This is a genomic window from Pseudoponticoccus marisrubri, from assembly GCF_001482405.1.
In the GTDB taxonomy this organism is placed as follows: Bacteria; Pseudomonadota; Alphaproteobacteria; order Rhodobacterales; family Rhodobacteraceae; genus Pseudoponticoccus; species Pseudoponticoccus marisrubri.
Map to the genome: position 1 here is coordinate 1 of NZ_LPXO01000028.1, position 14,170 is coordinate 14,170.

Consider the following 14,170-nt stretch of genomic DNA (forward strand, 5'->3'; position numbering starts at 1 on the left):
CAGGAAGGCCGCGCGTTCCGCGGCGTTGAGATAGAGCCGGTGCCCGGCCCGGTCATGCAGCCGCATCTCGCCCATCCGAACACTCTACCCGGAAACCGTAAAACCGCGAAGCCCCGCCCGGCCCCCGCGGGCCGGGCGCAAAGCGGGCCGGGGGGCGCGCGGGCTTAACACTGTAACCCATAGTGTTAAGCAAGTCGGTATGAACTGATGCGGTGGAGTTGCAAGGCTCGGAGACCGCGCGCATTGTGCCGCCATCGGTCCGGCTGCAACGAAAGCCCGGTTCGTCAAGAATCATGCTCTGTCAGGCAGACGGCTCGCGAAGATTTCTTCGCAAGCCTCCGCTGAGTACAGCGCCAGGTTTTCAAGGCTTTCGACCGCGAATTGCACCAGCTGCTGCAAAGTGGTGGGGCCGGGTGGCGCCTCTACACTTTCGCGGGCTCAGCCTTGCCGCACCACCTGGTGCTGTTCGCCCAGACCCTCGATTCCGAGCCGCATTTCGTCGCCGGCCTTCAGGAAGGTGGGCGGTGTCATGCCGAGACCGACGCCCGGGGGCGTGCCGGTCGAGATGATGTCGCCGGGCTGCAGCGACATGTAGCGCGACAGGTGGGACACTATCTCGGCCACGCCGAAGACCATCGTCTTGGTTGAGCCGTCCTGCACCCGCCTTCCGTTCAGCTCCAGCCACATGGACAGGTCGGACGGATCCGCGACCTCGTCGGCCGTGACCAGCCAGGGCCCGGTGGGGCCGAACGTGTCGGCCGACTTGCCCTTGACCCATTGCCCGCCATGGTCCAGCTGGAAGGCCCGTTCCGAGACATCGTTGATCACGCAGTAGCCCGCGACATGGTCGAGCGCATCGGCCTCGGAGACGTTCCGCGCCTCCTTGCCGATCACCACGCCCAGTTCGACCTCCCAGTCGCCTTTCTCGGCGCCCGGCGGCAGGATCACGTCGTCATCGGGGCCGCAGATGGCCGAGGTGGCCTTCATGAAGATCACCGGCTGCTCGGGTACGGCCATGCCGCTTTCTTCGGCGTGATCGGCATAGTTCAAGCCGATGCAGATGAACTTGCCGACGCGGCCGACACAAGGACCGATCCTTGTGCCGTCTGCGACCTTCGGCAGGTCATCGGCCGCGACACCGCGCAGCCTCTCGAGACCCTCTGGTGTCAGCGTCTCGCCAGCGATGTCATCCACGATGCCCGAGAGGTCGCGGATCGTGCCATCGTCCTGCAGCAGCGCGGGGCGTTCCTGGCCCGCGGGGCCGGTACGAAGAAGTTTCATGCGGTTTCCTTGTGTCTTTCTTTCGGTCTTGCGAAGCGGTCGAGAAGCCGGTCGAGCTCGGCCCGGGTGATGGCGTCCGGAGGCGCGGTGGGCGGGCGGACATGCGTGCTGGCAAAGACGCCCGCCCGCTGCAGCAGCGCCTTGTGGACGTGGTAGAACATGTCGCCGGACTGGAAGCCCAACCGGCTGACGGGCAGGATGCCGGTCTCGACCAGCTCTGCGGCCTCGTCCTCGCGGCCCGCCTCGAGCGCGCTCCAGACGGCCATGAACCCGGCCGCCTGGCTGGCAAAGGGCATGGTGCCGCGGGCGCCGCGGCGATGCTCCTCGACCAGCGTGCCGCCGCCTGCGCCGCCCAGAACGGTCAGCCGGCCCTCGACGGCGGCGACCATGGCGCCGACCTGCGCCACGGTTGGGTTGGTTTCCACCTTGATCGTGTCGACCTGCGGCACGGCCGCGGCGATGCGCAGGGCAAGGGCGGGCGTGATCGGCGCCTGCGGCACATCCTGCAGGATGATGGGCAAGGGCGCGGCCGCGGCGATGCGCGACAGGTGCTCGATCACCGCGTCGGGCCCCAGCGCGAAGAAATCCGGCGGCCAAACCATCAGCCGGTCGGCGCCGGCCTCGGCCGCCTCGGTGGCCAGCTGCACAGCCGGCGCGGTGCCGGGGGCAGAGGTGTTCATGATGACCGGCACGCGCCCCTCGACCTGGTCGACCACGGCGCGCAGCATCTGGCGGCGCTCCTCCGGGGTCAGCTTGAAGATCTCGCTGCCGATGGCAATCCCGAGCCCGTGCACACCGGTCTCCAGCGTCGCGTCGATCTCCAGCCGCAGGCTGCCGTAGTCGATCGTCAGGTCGTCGCGGAACGGGGTCAGGAGGATGGGCACGATGCCCTCTATTCCGGTCATGATGTGGCCTCCATGGAGGTGTCGAGCGCGAAGACCTCGCGCAGGGGGGTTTGCACGGGCTGGTGATACGCGCCCTCGGTCTCCATCAGCGGCGCCATCTCGCGCCACCAGCGGGCAGTCAGATCGCTGGGCGGGGCGGGGGTGCCGGTGAAGGGCCGGTCGCGTTCCTGGAAGGCGAAGATCGTGCGGCCCGAGCGGTAGAGGTAGAAGCGCTGGATGCCGTTCGCCCGCATCTGGGCGCGCATCTCGGGCCAGAGATTGGCATGCGCTTCCTCGTAGGCGGTCTCGGCCCCTTCACGCAGCTGCATGGTCCAGGCGCGGCGATACACTGTCATGCCGCGATCCTGTTCTCGTCGATGTGGTCCCAGATGATCTCGTAGCCGAGGCCCGGGGCCTGCGGCAGGGCGACATAGCCCTCGGCATCCATCGGGTCGCAATTGCGTTCCAGGTAAGGGTGCGGCGCGTCGTAATCGACGCCCGGGGCCAGCAGGCCCTTTTCGTACCATTCCGAGGTATCCTCCGAGGTGGCGCCCATGACCTGCAGGTTGCCCCAACCCGCCATGTGGATCTCGCAGCGCTGTCCGAAAGCCTCGCAGACCACGGCCGTCTTGCGGCAGCCGGTGACGCCGCCGCGGCGGATGTCCATGCGGCTCATGTCCGAGGCGCCCTGCAGGATCCATTCGGCCCGGGTGAAGACGCCGCCCGCGGCGATTTCCGGCGCAAGAACCGGGATCGACAACTCGCGACAGAGGCGCCGGTAGCTCTCGACCCGGTACTCGGGCATCGGGTGCTCGAACCAGGTGAAATCCAGCTTCTCCAGCTCGCGGCCGACTTTGATCGTCTCTTCGATCGTGTGATAGGTGCCCCAGACATCGTACATCAGCACCATCTCCGGGCCGACCGCCTCGCGCACGAGGTTGATCGTCTCGATATCGGCACGGATGTTGGACGGCCGGCCATTGGTGGGCTGGCCGGTGTCGGGGTTCCAGAAATAGTGGGGATGGATCTTGTAGGCCTTGTACCCCTCGGCCTGGCAGGCCAGCGCATGTTCGGCATAGGTCTGCGGCTGGCCGATATTGGGATAGGTCGAGGCATAGGCGGGGACCTTGTCCCGGGCCCCGCCCATCAGCTTGTAGACCGGCAGGCCGGCATGCCGCCCGGCCAGATCCCAGAGCGCGCAGTCGATCACGCTCTGCGCCACTTCGGGGATGTTGCGGACCCACATCCATTTCCAGATCAGCTCGCGGTCGAGCGGATCGGCGCCAAGGATCATGTCGCGGACCCGGCCTTCGATCAGCTGCTGTTCGTCGGGGCTCATCCCGTCCTGGTCGCCATGCTTGCCGCCGCCCAGGAAATAGCCGGTCAGCCCCTCGTCGGTGTCGATGCAGGTGATCGTCTGATGCACCTCGGCCCCGGGTTTTAGGCGCGCATGCCCGATATCCCACCGGTCCGCAAAGGTGCGGAACCGGATCACGCGGACGTCGGTGATCTTCATTGCCGCCCCCCGCGCAGCGCCTGCTCGGTCTCGGGGTCGAAGCAGTGCAGCTTGCCCGGCGTGATCGCGATATGCACCGTGTCACCCGGCACATGGGTCACGCGGTCGCGCGTGGTCATGATGATCGAAGTCTCGCCGGTGCGCAGGGTCAGCTGGGTCTCGGCACCGGTGGGCTCGATCAGGGCAAGCCGGGCGGGAATGCCGGTGTCGGACAGGCGGATATCCTCGGGGCGGAAGCCCACGGTCACCGATTGTCCCTCGGACAGGGCCACGGGCGCCTCGCCCAGCGGCGCGCCCGCCTCTGTCACCAGCCGTCCGCCGGTGGCGCGGGCCGGAACGAAGTTCATCGCCGGCGAGCCGATGAAACCTGCCACGAAGATGCTGGCCGGGCTGTCATAGAGTTCCAGCGGGCTGCCGATCTGCTCCACGTGACCGCCGCGCATGACGACGATCTTGTCGGCCATGGTCATCGCCTCGATCTGGTCGTGGGTCACGTAGATGGTGGTGGTCTTCAGCCGCTGGTGCAGTTCCTTGATCTCGGAGCGCATCTGCACGCGCAGCTTGGCGTCGAGGTTCGACAGGGGTTCGTCGAACAGGAACACCTTGGGGTCGCGGACGATGGCCCGGCCCATGGCGACGCGCTGACGCTGCCCGCCAGAAAGCTGACGTGGATAGCGGTCGAGCAGGGCGGTGAGGTCGAGGATTTCGGCCGCGGCGCGCACCTTGCGGTCGATCTCGGCCTGCGGCTCCTTCGCGAGACGCAGCGAGAACCCCATGTTCTTGGCAACGCTCATGTGCGGGTAGAGCGCGTAGTTCTGGAACACCATGGCGATATCGCGTTCCTTGGGCACCAGCGTGTTGATCACGGTGTCGTCGATGGCAATATCGCCGCCGCTGATCGTCTCCAGCCCGGCAATGGAGCGCAGCAGGGTCGACTTGCCACAGCCCGAGGGGCCGACCAGTACGGTGAACTCGCCCTCCTTGATGTCGAGATCGATGCCGTGCAGCACCTCGACGGCGCCATAGGACTTGCGGATGTTTCTGAGTGCGACAGAGCCCATGGGTCAGGCCTCCTTGAGTTGGGGTTCGGCCGCGTCGAAGGCGGCGAGGACATGAGAGGGCGGGATATTTCCCGCGGGATCGCGCGGAGTGGCGACACGGCCGCCGGCGATCCCGGGGCGCGCGCCCATCAGTTCATAGAGCGGCGAGGTCTCGCCCCGGTCGACGCATTCGACCAGCGCGTTCGTCTGGCGGGCGGCGGCGAGGGCCAGCGCCCAGGGCTGTTCGCAGGTATTGTGCAGGATCACCGGCACCTCTGCGGCTTGGGCCATGTCGAGGATTTGCAGTGCCTCGCTGATCCCGCCGGCCCAGGCGACATCCGGCTGCAACACGCCCACCACGCCCGAGCGCAGAAGGTCGGCACAATCGACGCGCGAGAAGGCGAAGTTGCCAAGCGCCAGAGCGATCCCCGGGTCCATCTCGCGGCGGATCCTCTGTAATCCCTCGATGTCCTGCGGGTGGATCGGATCCTCGATCCACCGCACGTTCACGTCGCCGACGGCCTCGGCAAAGCGCAGGGTGTAATCGGCATCCCAGGACAGGAAGGCGTCGATCATGATGGGTGTGTCGGGACCAGCCGCCTCGGCAAAGCGCTGCATCACGGCGACATTGGCTTTCAGGCCCTCGTCCCCCGATTCCGGTCCGTAAGGCGCGGCGGCCTTCAAGCCGGCGAAGGGTCGCGCCGCAAACGCCTCGGGGCGTGGGGTCGTCATGTAGACCGGGAGGTCGTCCAGCTCTGCGCCGCCGAGCAGATCCACCAGGGGCCGCGCCCGGGCCTTGGCAGACAGATCCCACAGCGCGATGTCCACCCCCGCCACCGCCATCATGGCAAAGCCGGAGCGGTCGTTGGGCAGAAGCGAGGCGGCCATCTGCGCATTGAGCAGCGCCAGGTCGCCCATGTCCTCGCCCACCATGAGCCGCGCGAGATGGTCGTTGACGATCATCTCGACGATCTCGCCGCCATTGGTGCAGCCCCAGCCGGTGCTGCCATCCTCGCCCGTCACCCGGACGAAGACCTTTTTCGTGGGCCACATCCAGCTTGCGCGGCTCTGGGCAAAGCGCGGGAAGCGGGACATGGGCGAGGCCACGCGGGAGGTCTGCAGCTTCTGGCTGTTGAAGCCGCATTCCACCGCGCGGGCCGAGATCGAGGTGATCCTCATCCCTTCACCGCCCCTGCCAGCAGGCCGCGGGTGAAGTAGCGCTGGCCGAAGAAGAACACGAGCATGATCGGCAGGGCGACGATGGTCGCGGCGGCGCCGACATACTGGAACTCCAGCGTGAAGAGCTCGACAAAGCTGGCCAGGCCGATGGTCACGGTCTTGTTCTCGTTGGATTCCAGAAGGATCGAGGCAAAGGCGAATTCCGACCAAGCGCCCACGAAATGCCACATCGAGGCGGTGATCAGCGCGGGTGTCGCCAAGGGCAGCACCACGAGGACCATGCTCTGCAACCGGCTCGCGCCGTCCATCATGGCGCTTTCTTCCAGCTCCTTCGGGATTTCGCGCAGGGATGACGCGATGATCCATGTCGCAAAGGGCAGGCCGAAGGCCGAATAGAGCAGCACAAGGCCGATCAGGCTGTCCTGCAACCCGATCATCGACATCAGCCGGTAGGTGGGCAGCAGAAGTGCGGCGCCCTGGAACATCCGGCTGATCAGCAACCCGCCGAGGATCAGGTCCCGGCCCGGGAAGTTCAGCCGGGCAAAGGCGTAGCCGGCCAAGGTGCCGAAGACCAGGACGATCAGGGTGGAGCTGATGGCGATGAAGAAGCTGTTCCCGATCAGCTGCGGCCAGTCCAGCAGCTGCCCCTTCTGGTGGGTGGGCGAGAACAGCGCCTTGTAAGCGTCCAGCGTGGGGGATTCCGGCCAGAAGGAAATCGGCAGCTGCGCCAGCTCGGCCTGCGTCTTGAAGGAGGCGAGGAACAGCCAGAAGACCGGGAACAGCACGTAGGTCGAGATCACCAGCCCGACAAAGCCGAGGAAGATCCAGTAGAGGGTGCGGGGTTGTTCGTTCATTTCGACCCCTCCGAGGCCCAGGAGCGGCGGTTGATGTAGAGATACAGCGCCACGATCGAGGCCAGCATGACGAGGTTGATCACCGACATGGCCGAGGCGACGCCCCAGTTGAAGAATTCGAAGCTCTGCTGGTAGATATACGTCGCCATGATCTGGCTGGCATTGGCGGGGCCGCCGCCGGTCATGATCCAGGGCAGGGCGAACTCGGCGGTGATCCAGATCATCGAGATCACGGTGACCGCGGTCAGCGAGAAGGCGATGTTGGGCAGGGTGACGAAGCGGAAGCGCTCCACCGCGTTGGCCCCGTCCATCCGCGCCGCTTCCAGCTGGTCATCGGGGACCGAGCGGATCGCGGCACACAGGATCAGCGCCACCAGCGGCATCTTGCGCCAGATCAGCACCACGACCAGCACCCACATGACCATGTCGGGATCGCCGAGAAAGGACACGGTCCCCTCGGTCAGCCCGCTCTGCTGCAGGGTCTGGCCGATGATGCCCACCTGCCCGTGCAGCATCCATTTCCACGCCATGGCGGTCACCACGTCGGGCAGCACCCAGGGCAGCAGGATCAGCGCGCGCAGCCAGCCGGTCATCCGGCTGTCGATGGCCAGGTAGGCGCCGACACCCAGGCCCACGGTGACACAGAGAACCGTGCCCCCGAGGATCCAGATCGCGGTGTTCTTCAGCACGAGGCCGAAGACCGGGTCGGCGGCCAGTGCCTGGAAATTGCCAAGCGTGCCGAAGCCGCGCTCCATCCCCATCACCACCTGGGTGAGGCTGAGCGTGGCCACGTTGTAGGTTGGCCCGACGACGAACGCCACGACGGCGGCCACCACGGGCAGGATCAAGGCATATGCCAGAAAACGATCGCTTCGCAGCATCGTCGGGCCCTCCCTTTTTCTGTTTGTCCAGGTTCAGCCGCGGATCAGGTCGATCTGACCCTGCGCGGCGGCGGTTGCCTCGTCCAAGGCCTCCTGCGGGGACTTCTGGCCCAGCACGGCCTGCTGGATCGCAGTGCCAAGTGCGCTCTCGATCGCCGAGACGCCGATGAAGCGCGGCATTTCGGCTGCGCCCTGGAACAGCGTGCCCGCGTCATAGGCCTTGACCCAGTTCGGCCAGGCCTCGGCCAGCTCGGGATTGTCCCAGGCGGCCTTGCCGGCGGGAATGCGGGCGATCTCGGGCTGGCCGCCCCAGATTTCCAGCTGCTTGTCCTGCGACCAGAAATCCACGTAGTCCAGCGCCGCTTCCGGGTTCTCGGCGCGCGAGGAGACCATCAGCATCGCCGTGCCGTCCATGATCGCGCTGACCGGTTCGTAGCTGCCCGTCGGCGCATCGGGCCGCGGGAAGGGCACGCCGGTCCAGCGCACGTCCTCGTTCACACCCCAGGGCGTGTTGAGCCAGGACAGCCCGATCCACATGGCCGAGCGGCCCTGACCGAAGAGCTGTGCCGTGTCGCGGAAGAAGGTCTCGGTCAGCGAGGTGGCCGCCGGGGTCGAGCCGTCGCTGATCAGGTCGACATAGAACTGCAGCGCATCGACCACGCCGGGATCGTTCAGCGTGACCTTGCCGGTCTCCTCGTCGAAGATGCGGCCGCCATTGGCATAGGCCAGCCCTTCGAAGATGTTGATGTCCACCGGCGCGGTCGTGGCGGGGAAGGCGATGCCGGGGCGATCGGGCTTGGTCATCGCCTTGGCGTATTCGCGCAGCTCGGACCATGTTTCCGGCGGGCGGTCGAACCCGGCCTCTTCCAGCGCGTCGAGGTTCACCGCCAGGAAGCTGGCCATGTCCACATAGGTGGGCAGGGCGTAGAGCTTGCCTTCATGCATGCCCGAGTCGAAGACCTCGGGCACGATCCGGTCCTTCCATCCCGCCATCCGGTCGCCCGCGATGTCATCCAGCGGCTGGATCATGCCGAAGCCGGCGAATTCCGGGATGTCCTGCCCGAAGGCGATGATCACGTCGGCCAGCCGTCGGGTCTGGAAGCCGGCCAGGATCTTCTGACGACGGATCTGCCCGTTGAAGTAGGAATAGTTCAGCTCGATATCCGGGTGCGCTTCGGCAAAGGCGTCGTTGCGCTGCGCCCAGACTTCGACCTCTTGCGGGGTGCCGCCGAATTTCCAGACGGAAATCTCTCCGCTGGCGGCGCGCGCATGGCGCGGCAGAAACGTCGCGGCGCCCACGGCGGCCGTTGTGCCCAGGAACCTGCGGCGGCTGATCGAATTCGACATGGTGTCCTCCCTATGGTGCCGATACGGCGGCCCGCGAAATGCGGGATCTTGGAATGATGTACGGATGTCATTCCATGTTGACGGACGTTATGGGCAATGATACTCGTGTGTCAACGTCGATTTTGCGACATTCCTTTTTCGTCCCTCGGGGCAGGGGAGTGCCCGGTCGAAGCGTGGATGGAGGGCTGCGGATGGCGCAAGGTGACAAAAAGAAGGTGACGCTCAAGGACGTCTCGAAAGCCTCGGGACTTTCGCTGATCACGGTGTCGCGCGCGCTGCGCCAGCCCGAGACGGTTCACGCGGACACGCGCGCGAAGATCCAGCGCACGATCGACGAGATCGGCTACATTCCCAACCTGACGGCGCGCTCGCTGGTCTCGCAGCGCTCCGACATGATCGGGGTCGTGGTGCCGATCCTGGCCAGCTCGCTCTTTGCGGATTTCGCACAAGGCGTCAGCCGGGTGCTCGAGCCGAAGAAACAGCAGATGCTGCTGGCAGTCAGCAACTGGTCCCCGCAGAAGGAGGAAGAGGCGGTTCGCACCTTTCTCGCGCGGCAGGCCGACGCGATCATCCTGACCGGCTTTTCGCATACCGATACCGCGCGCAAGCTGCTGGAGCGGTTCTCGGGCCCCGTGATCGAGGCCTGGAACCTGCGCGACGCGGTGATCGACACCGCCGTCGGCTTCGACAATTACGGGGCCGCGGTCGAGATGACGCGCTACCTGATCGGGCGCGGCTATCGCGATATCGTCATGGTGGGCGGGTCGTCGCACAACAACGACCAGGCCGAGGACCGGACGCGCGGTTTCGTCGATGCCATGCGCAATGCCGGGCGCAGCGTCACCGAGGACACGATCATCGAGTTCGACAACCCCGCCACGATCGAGGGCGGCGTTGCGCTGATCCCCGAATTGCTGAACCGCAGGCAGAAGCCGGACGCGATCTTTTTTCTTGCCGAACTGCCCGCGCATGGTGCGATGCTGTGGTGCATGTCCAACGGCGTCCGCGTGCCGCAGGACGTGGCCATCGCGGGGTTCGGTGATCTCAGCCTGTCGGCACTTCTGCCGGTGCCGATGACCACGGTGCAGATCAAGGGCCGCGCCATCGGCGAGACATCGGCGCGTCTCGTGATGGACCGGCTGGAAGGCGGGGCCGAAGGCGCGCCCACCCATGACATCGGCTATCACCTTCAAATCAGGGAAAGCACATGAGCTCATCCAAGGGCCCGGTCCGGGCCGCGATCATCGGGGCGGGCCATTTCGCCTACCGCATGCACATTCCGATCCTGGCCGCGCGGCCCGAGGTGGTGCTGGACTCCGTCTGCCGGCTGGGCCGTACGGAGCTGGACCTGATCGCGGAGGAATTCGGCTTTGCCTTCGCGACCGAGGACTGGCGCGAGGTGCTGTCGCGCGACATCGACATCGCGGTGATCTCTTCACCGCACCACCTGCATTACGAACAGGCGAAGGCCTTCCTGGAGAAGGGCTGTCACGTGCTGGTGGAAAAGCCCATGTGCCTCGATCCGGGACAGGCTTGGGACCTCGTGCAGGTGGCCGACGCCTCGGGGCGCGAATTGCTGGTCGCCTATGGCTGGAACTACAAGCCCGGCCTCGACGAGATGCGCGAGATGGTCGCCGAGATCGGTGAGATCGAGCATGTCGTCTGCCACATGGCTTCCTTCACCCGCAGCATCTTTTCCGGCGGCACCCTGTCGAACTGGGCCCACATTGCCATCCAGCCCGACCGCAGCACGTGGGAGGCGCCCGACCAGGGCGGCGGCTATGCCTACGGGCAATTGTCCCATGCCCTTGGCATCCTCTACTGGCTGACCGATCTGCGCGCTGCATCCGTGCAGTCGATGCTGTTCGAGGCGCCCACCGAAATTGACTTGCACGATGCCGCCGCCGTGCGCTTCGCCAATGGTGCCACCGGCGTCTTCTCGGGCAGTTGCGGCGTACCAAACGGTCATGGGTTCGAGGTCGATATCCGCATCTATGGCAGCAACGGTTCCGTCCTGCTGGATATCGAGACCGAACGTCTGGTGCTGAAGCTGCCCGATGGCGAGGCCCGCGTCGCGCAGGTGCCGCAGGGCGCGTGGACATACAGCTGCGACGGGCCGCCCGCCCGGCTCGTCGATATCGCGCTGGGGCAGGGGCGCAATGAAAGCCCCGGGCACGTGGGGGCCCGTGCGGTCGAGACACTCCACGCCATCGTCGCCTCGGGCAAGGCCCGGGGGGCGGAACAGATCATCACGCAGACCCGGAAGGCAGCCGCAGAATGACACAGTTCGAGAACCAGACCGCCATCGTGACAGGGGGCGCGCAGGGCATCGGCCGTGCCGTCGCCGACCGCCTGGCCAAAGGGGGCGCACGCGTCGCCCTGTGGGACCGCGACAGGGCACTGGCCGAAAAGGCTGCGGCCGAGATTGGCGGCGACGCCTTCGCCTGCGAGGTCGACGTCTCGGACTGGGCCAGCGTCGAGGCCGCGATGAAGGCCACGCTGGACGCCACCGGCCGCGCCGATATCCTCGTGAACTCGGCCGGGGTGGCGGGGTCGAACGGGCCGCTGGCGGAATACCCGGTCGAGGAATTCCGCCAGATCACCGAGATCAACCTGCTGGGCACCTTCCACGTCAACCGCGCCGTGGTGCCGGCCATGACCGCGCAGGGCTACGGGCGTATCGTCAACATCGCCTCGGTCGCGGGCAAGGAAGGCAACCCCAATGCCAGCGCCTATTCCGCCTCGAAGGCCGGGGTGATCGGCCTGACCAAGTCGCTGGGCAAGGAACTGGCCGACCGCGACATCGCGGTGAACTGCGTCACGCCCGCCGCCGCGCGCACCCGGATCTTCGACCAGATGAAGCAGGAGCATATCGACTACATGCTCTCCAAGATCCCGCGCGGCCGGTTCCTTGAACTGGACGAGGCGGCGGCGATGATCGTCTGGCTCTGCACGCGCGAGAACAGCTTCACCACCGCCTCGGTCTTCGACCTGTCCGGCGGCCGGGCGACCTATTGAGCATGGCGCATTGGCTGGACGGGATCGCACTGGTCGACGGGCACCACCACTTCTGGGAGCTGGGCCGCTTCCCCTATCGCTGGCTGGCGCCCGACGCGCCGCCGGCGCGCTTCGGGGACAAGGCGCCGATCCGCCGGGATTATCTGCCAGAGCAGTACCTTGGCGCCTTTGCCGGGCTACCGCTGGCAGCCAGCGTACACGTGCAGGCCAATTGCGGCGCGGCCGACCCGGTGGACGAGACGCGTTGGCTGCAGCAGTTGTCCGACAGGACCGGCTGGCCCACCGCCATCGTGGCCGAGGTCGACCTGAGCGCGCCGGGGGCCGAGGCGCAGATCGAAGCCCACCTGCAATCCCCCGCCCTGCGCGGTATCCGCACGCCGGTCGCCTGGGACGCGGCGGGCCGCTGGCGCGTGGCAAGCAAACCCGGCGTTCTGGCGGATGAGCGGTTCCGTTCGGTCCTGCCGCTGCTGGAAGCGCACGGCCTCTGCCTTGAATGTGTTGTCGTGCCGGGCCAGCTGACCGAGGTGGTGGACCTCGCCCGCGCCCATCCCCGCCTGAGCATCGTGGTGAACCATTTCGGGACGCTCGAGCCCGAGCACCCGGGAAATCTGGCCGAATGGCAGGACGGAATCCGTGCGCTGGCGGAGACGGAGAACGTGGTGATGAAGCTGTCCGGGCTCTGGACCGTCGACCGCCGCTGGCGCGCCGAAGCGCTTCGCCCGCACGTTGCGCATCTGCTGTCGAATTTCGGACCGAAACGCGTGCTCTACGGCTCCAACCTGCCGGTCGAGTCGGTCAGCTGCCCGCTCGAGCGTCAGTTTGATCAATTGCACGAAATGCTCGCCGACCAGCCAAAGACGACCCTTCAAGAGATCTTCTCCGACACGGCCCGGCGCATCTACCGATTGTAGGTCCAAGGCCGATCTGGTCCGTTGGCGGTGTGGGTCGGCTTCGGGCCATCGGAACGAGGTTTTTCCTCAAAGCGACTGGCTGTGATTGTAGAGGAGACGCTGCATCAAAGGCACAACTCTATGCAGCGACCGTCTGCCAGCTCCGATCTCAGCACGCCGCTGCTATGAAGATTTGGAACCCTCGATATTACATAATCAAGATTACCAGATAAACGAATGTACGCGCAAAGTTATAGTGTCCCACATCTGCAAAGCAGAACTGTCACACGTCCCTGTCTGGACTGAAGATCAGGATTGTGTGCGTGGGATGGGTTGTCATGAGCGCGCGAGAACTGAACCGGGTCGAGGTTCTGAGCCAGGTGACGCAAGGCCGGATGTCAGCGGCGAACGCGGCCAACCTGCTGGGTCTGAGCCGCAGGCAGGTACACAGGTTGATGAAGCGGTTCCAGGCGGACGGTCCGGCGGCGATCCGGCACAAGGCGCGCGGTCGTCCGTCCAACAACCGGATCGATCCGGCAGTCCGGGACTGCGCGGTGACCCTGGTCAAGGAAAGCTACGCCGATTTCGGCCCGACCCTGGCCGCCGAGACGCTGGCGGAGGACCATGGTCTGGAGGTCTCGCGCGAGACGCTGCGCAAATGGATGCAGGACTCGGGCATCTGGCTGCCGCGCAAGCAGCGCCGGACGTTCCTCCAGCCGCGCCTGCGCCGGGAGTGCCTGGGCGAGCTCATTCAGATCGACGGCTCCGATCATCACGGGTTCGAGGATCGCGGCCCGGCCTGCACCCTGCTTGTCTTCATCGATGACGCGACAAGCACGTTGATGCATCTGGAGTTCGTTGAATCCGAGAGCATCTTCCGTTATTTCGGCGCGCTGGAGGCTTACCTGACCAGGCACGGCCGCCCGGTGGCCTTCCATTCCGACAAGCACACGGTGTTCCGTGTCGCGAGCCAAGGCGCGAAGTCGGGACACGGGATGACCCGGTTTGGCAGGGCTTTGAACGAGCTGAACATCGAGATACTCTGCGCCAACAGCAGCCAGGCGAAGGGCCGCGTCGAGCGCGCCAACCGCACGCTGCAGGATCGGCTGGTGAAGGAGCTGCGCCTGGCGGGCATCTCCGACATGGCGGCGGCAAATGCGTTCCTGCCGGGCTTCATCGCACGCTACAACGCGACGTTCGCCAAGGTCCCGCGCCGCCCGGATGACCTGCATCGCGCGCTGAATGTCGAGCCGCACCGCTTGCGCGACATCCTGTGCTGG

At 66.1% G+C, this 14,170-nt stretch carries 14 protein-coding genes; 5 read left to right on the forward strand and 9 right to left on the reverse strand.

Annotated features, from left to right (window positions below):
* Positions 1-438 precede the first annotated feature (438 nt).
* The 9 genes from AVJ23_RS21480 to AVJ23_RS21520 are packed head-to-tail and all read right to left on the reverse strand — an operon-like array spanning position 439 to position 8,982.
* On the reverse strand, positions 439-1,281 hold the full coding sequence (locus AVJ23_RS21480) for a fumarylacetoacetate hydrolase family protein (protein WP_058864290.1): 843 nt from the start codon (positions 1,279-1,281) through the stop codon (positions 439-441).
* Positions 1,278-2,186 (reverse strand): dihydrodipicolinate synthase family protein, encoded by a 909-nt coding sequence (locus tag AVJ23_RS21485; RefSeq protein ID WP_058864291.1) that lies wholly within the window; start codon positions 2,184-2,186, stop codon positions 1,278-1,280. The genes AVJ23_RS21480 and AVJ23_RS21485 overlap by 4 nt, the downstream gene beginning before the upstream one ends.
* Positions 2,183-2,521 (reverse strand): L-rhamnose mutarotase, encoded by a 339-nt coding sequence (locus AVJ23_RS21490; RefSeq protein ID WP_084794867.1) that lies wholly within the window; start codon positions 2,519-2,521, stop codon positions 2,183-2,185. Before AVJ23_RS21490 ends, AVJ23_RS21485 begins: the two co-directional genes overlap by 4 nt.
* Positions 2,518-3,681, reverse strand: coding sequence for an enolase C-terminal domain-like protein (locus AVJ23_RS21495; RefSeq protein ID WP_058864293.1), 1,164 nt, complete (start codon positions 3,679-3,681; stop codon positions 2,518-2,520). Before AVJ23_RS21495 ends, AVJ23_RS21490 begins: the two co-directional genes overlap by 4 nt.
* A complete protein-coding gene (locus AVJ23_RS21500; RefSeq protein ID WP_058864294.1) occupies positions 3,678-4,742 on the reverse strand; it encodes an ABC transporter ATP-binding protein in 1,065 nt (354 codons plus the stop codon). Before AVJ23_RS21500 ends, AVJ23_RS21495 begins: the two co-directional genes overlap by 4 nt.
* Before the next feature lie 3 nt (positions 4,743-4,745).
* On the reverse strand, positions 4,746-5,900 hold the full coding sequence (locus AVJ23_RS21505; protein WP_058864295.1) for an enolase C-terminal domain-like protein: 1,155 nt from the start codon (positions 5,898-5,900) through the stop codon (positions 4,746-4,748).
* Positions 5,897-6,754: a carbohydrate ABC transporter permease gene (locus AVJ23_RS21510; protein WP_058864296.1), complete on the reverse strand. Its 858-nt coding sequence runs from the start codon at positions 6,752-6,754 to the stop codon at positions 5,897-5,899. Before AVJ23_RS21510 ends, AVJ23_RS21505 begins: the two co-directional genes overlap by 4 nt.
* The gene (locus AVJ23_RS21515) at positions 6,751-7,635 is read right to left on the reverse strand and encodes a carbohydrate ABC transporter permease (RefSeq protein ID WP_058864297.1); all 885 of its coding nucleotides are present in this window, start codon (positions 7,633-7,635) and stop codon (positions 6,751-6,753) included. Before AVJ23_RS21515 ends, AVJ23_RS21510 begins: the two co-directional genes overlap by 4 nt.
* Positions 7,636-7,668: 33 nt before the next feature.
* On the reverse strand, positions 7,669-8,982 hold the full coding sequence (locus AVJ23_RS21520) for an extracellular solute-binding protein (protein WP_058864298.1): 1,314 nt from the start codon (positions 8,980-8,982) through the stop codon (positions 7,669-7,671).
* 191 nt (positions 8,983-9,173) lie between these two features.
* Between AVJ23_RS21520 and AVJ23_RS21525 the strand changes: the two genes are divergently transcribed.
* The 5 genes from AVJ23_RS21525 to AVJ23_RS21545 all read left to right on the forward strand — a co-directional run.
* Complete coding sequence (locus AVJ23_RS21525) at positions 9,174-10,193, forward strand: LacI family DNA-binding transcriptional regulator (protein WP_058864299.1); 1,020 nt, start codon at positions 9,174-9,176, stop codon at positions 10,191-10,193.
* Positions 10,190-11,263 carry a Gfo/Idh/MocA family protein gene (locus AVJ23_RS21530; RefSeq protein WP_058864300.1) on the forward strand — a complete coding sequence of 358 codons (1,074 nt, stop codon included), beginning with the start codon at positions 10,190-10,192 and terminating at the stop codon, positions 11,261-11,263. Before AVJ23_RS21525 ends, AVJ23_RS21530 begins: the two co-directional genes overlap by 4 nt.
* Complete coding sequence (locus tag AVJ23_RS21535) at positions 11,260-12,000, forward strand: SDR family NAD(P)-dependent oxidoreductase (protein WP_058864301.1); 741 nt, start codon at positions 11,260-11,262, stop codon at positions 11,998-12,000. The genes AVJ23_RS21530 and AVJ23_RS21535 overlap by 4 nt, the downstream gene beginning before the upstream one ends.
* A 2-nt stretch (positions 12,001-12,002) precedes the next feature.
* Positions 12,003-12,911: an amidohydrolase family protein gene (locus tag AVJ23_RS21540; RefSeq protein WP_058864302.1), complete on the forward strand. Its 909-nt coding sequence runs from the start codon at positions 12,003-12,005 to the stop codon at positions 12,909-12,911.
* A 302-nt stretch (positions 12,912-13,213) separates the two neighbouring features.
* A partial coding sequence (locus AVJ23_RS21545; protein ID WP_058864303.1) for an ISNCY family transposase occupies positions 13,214-14,170 on the forward strand: 957 nt, incomplete at its 3' end.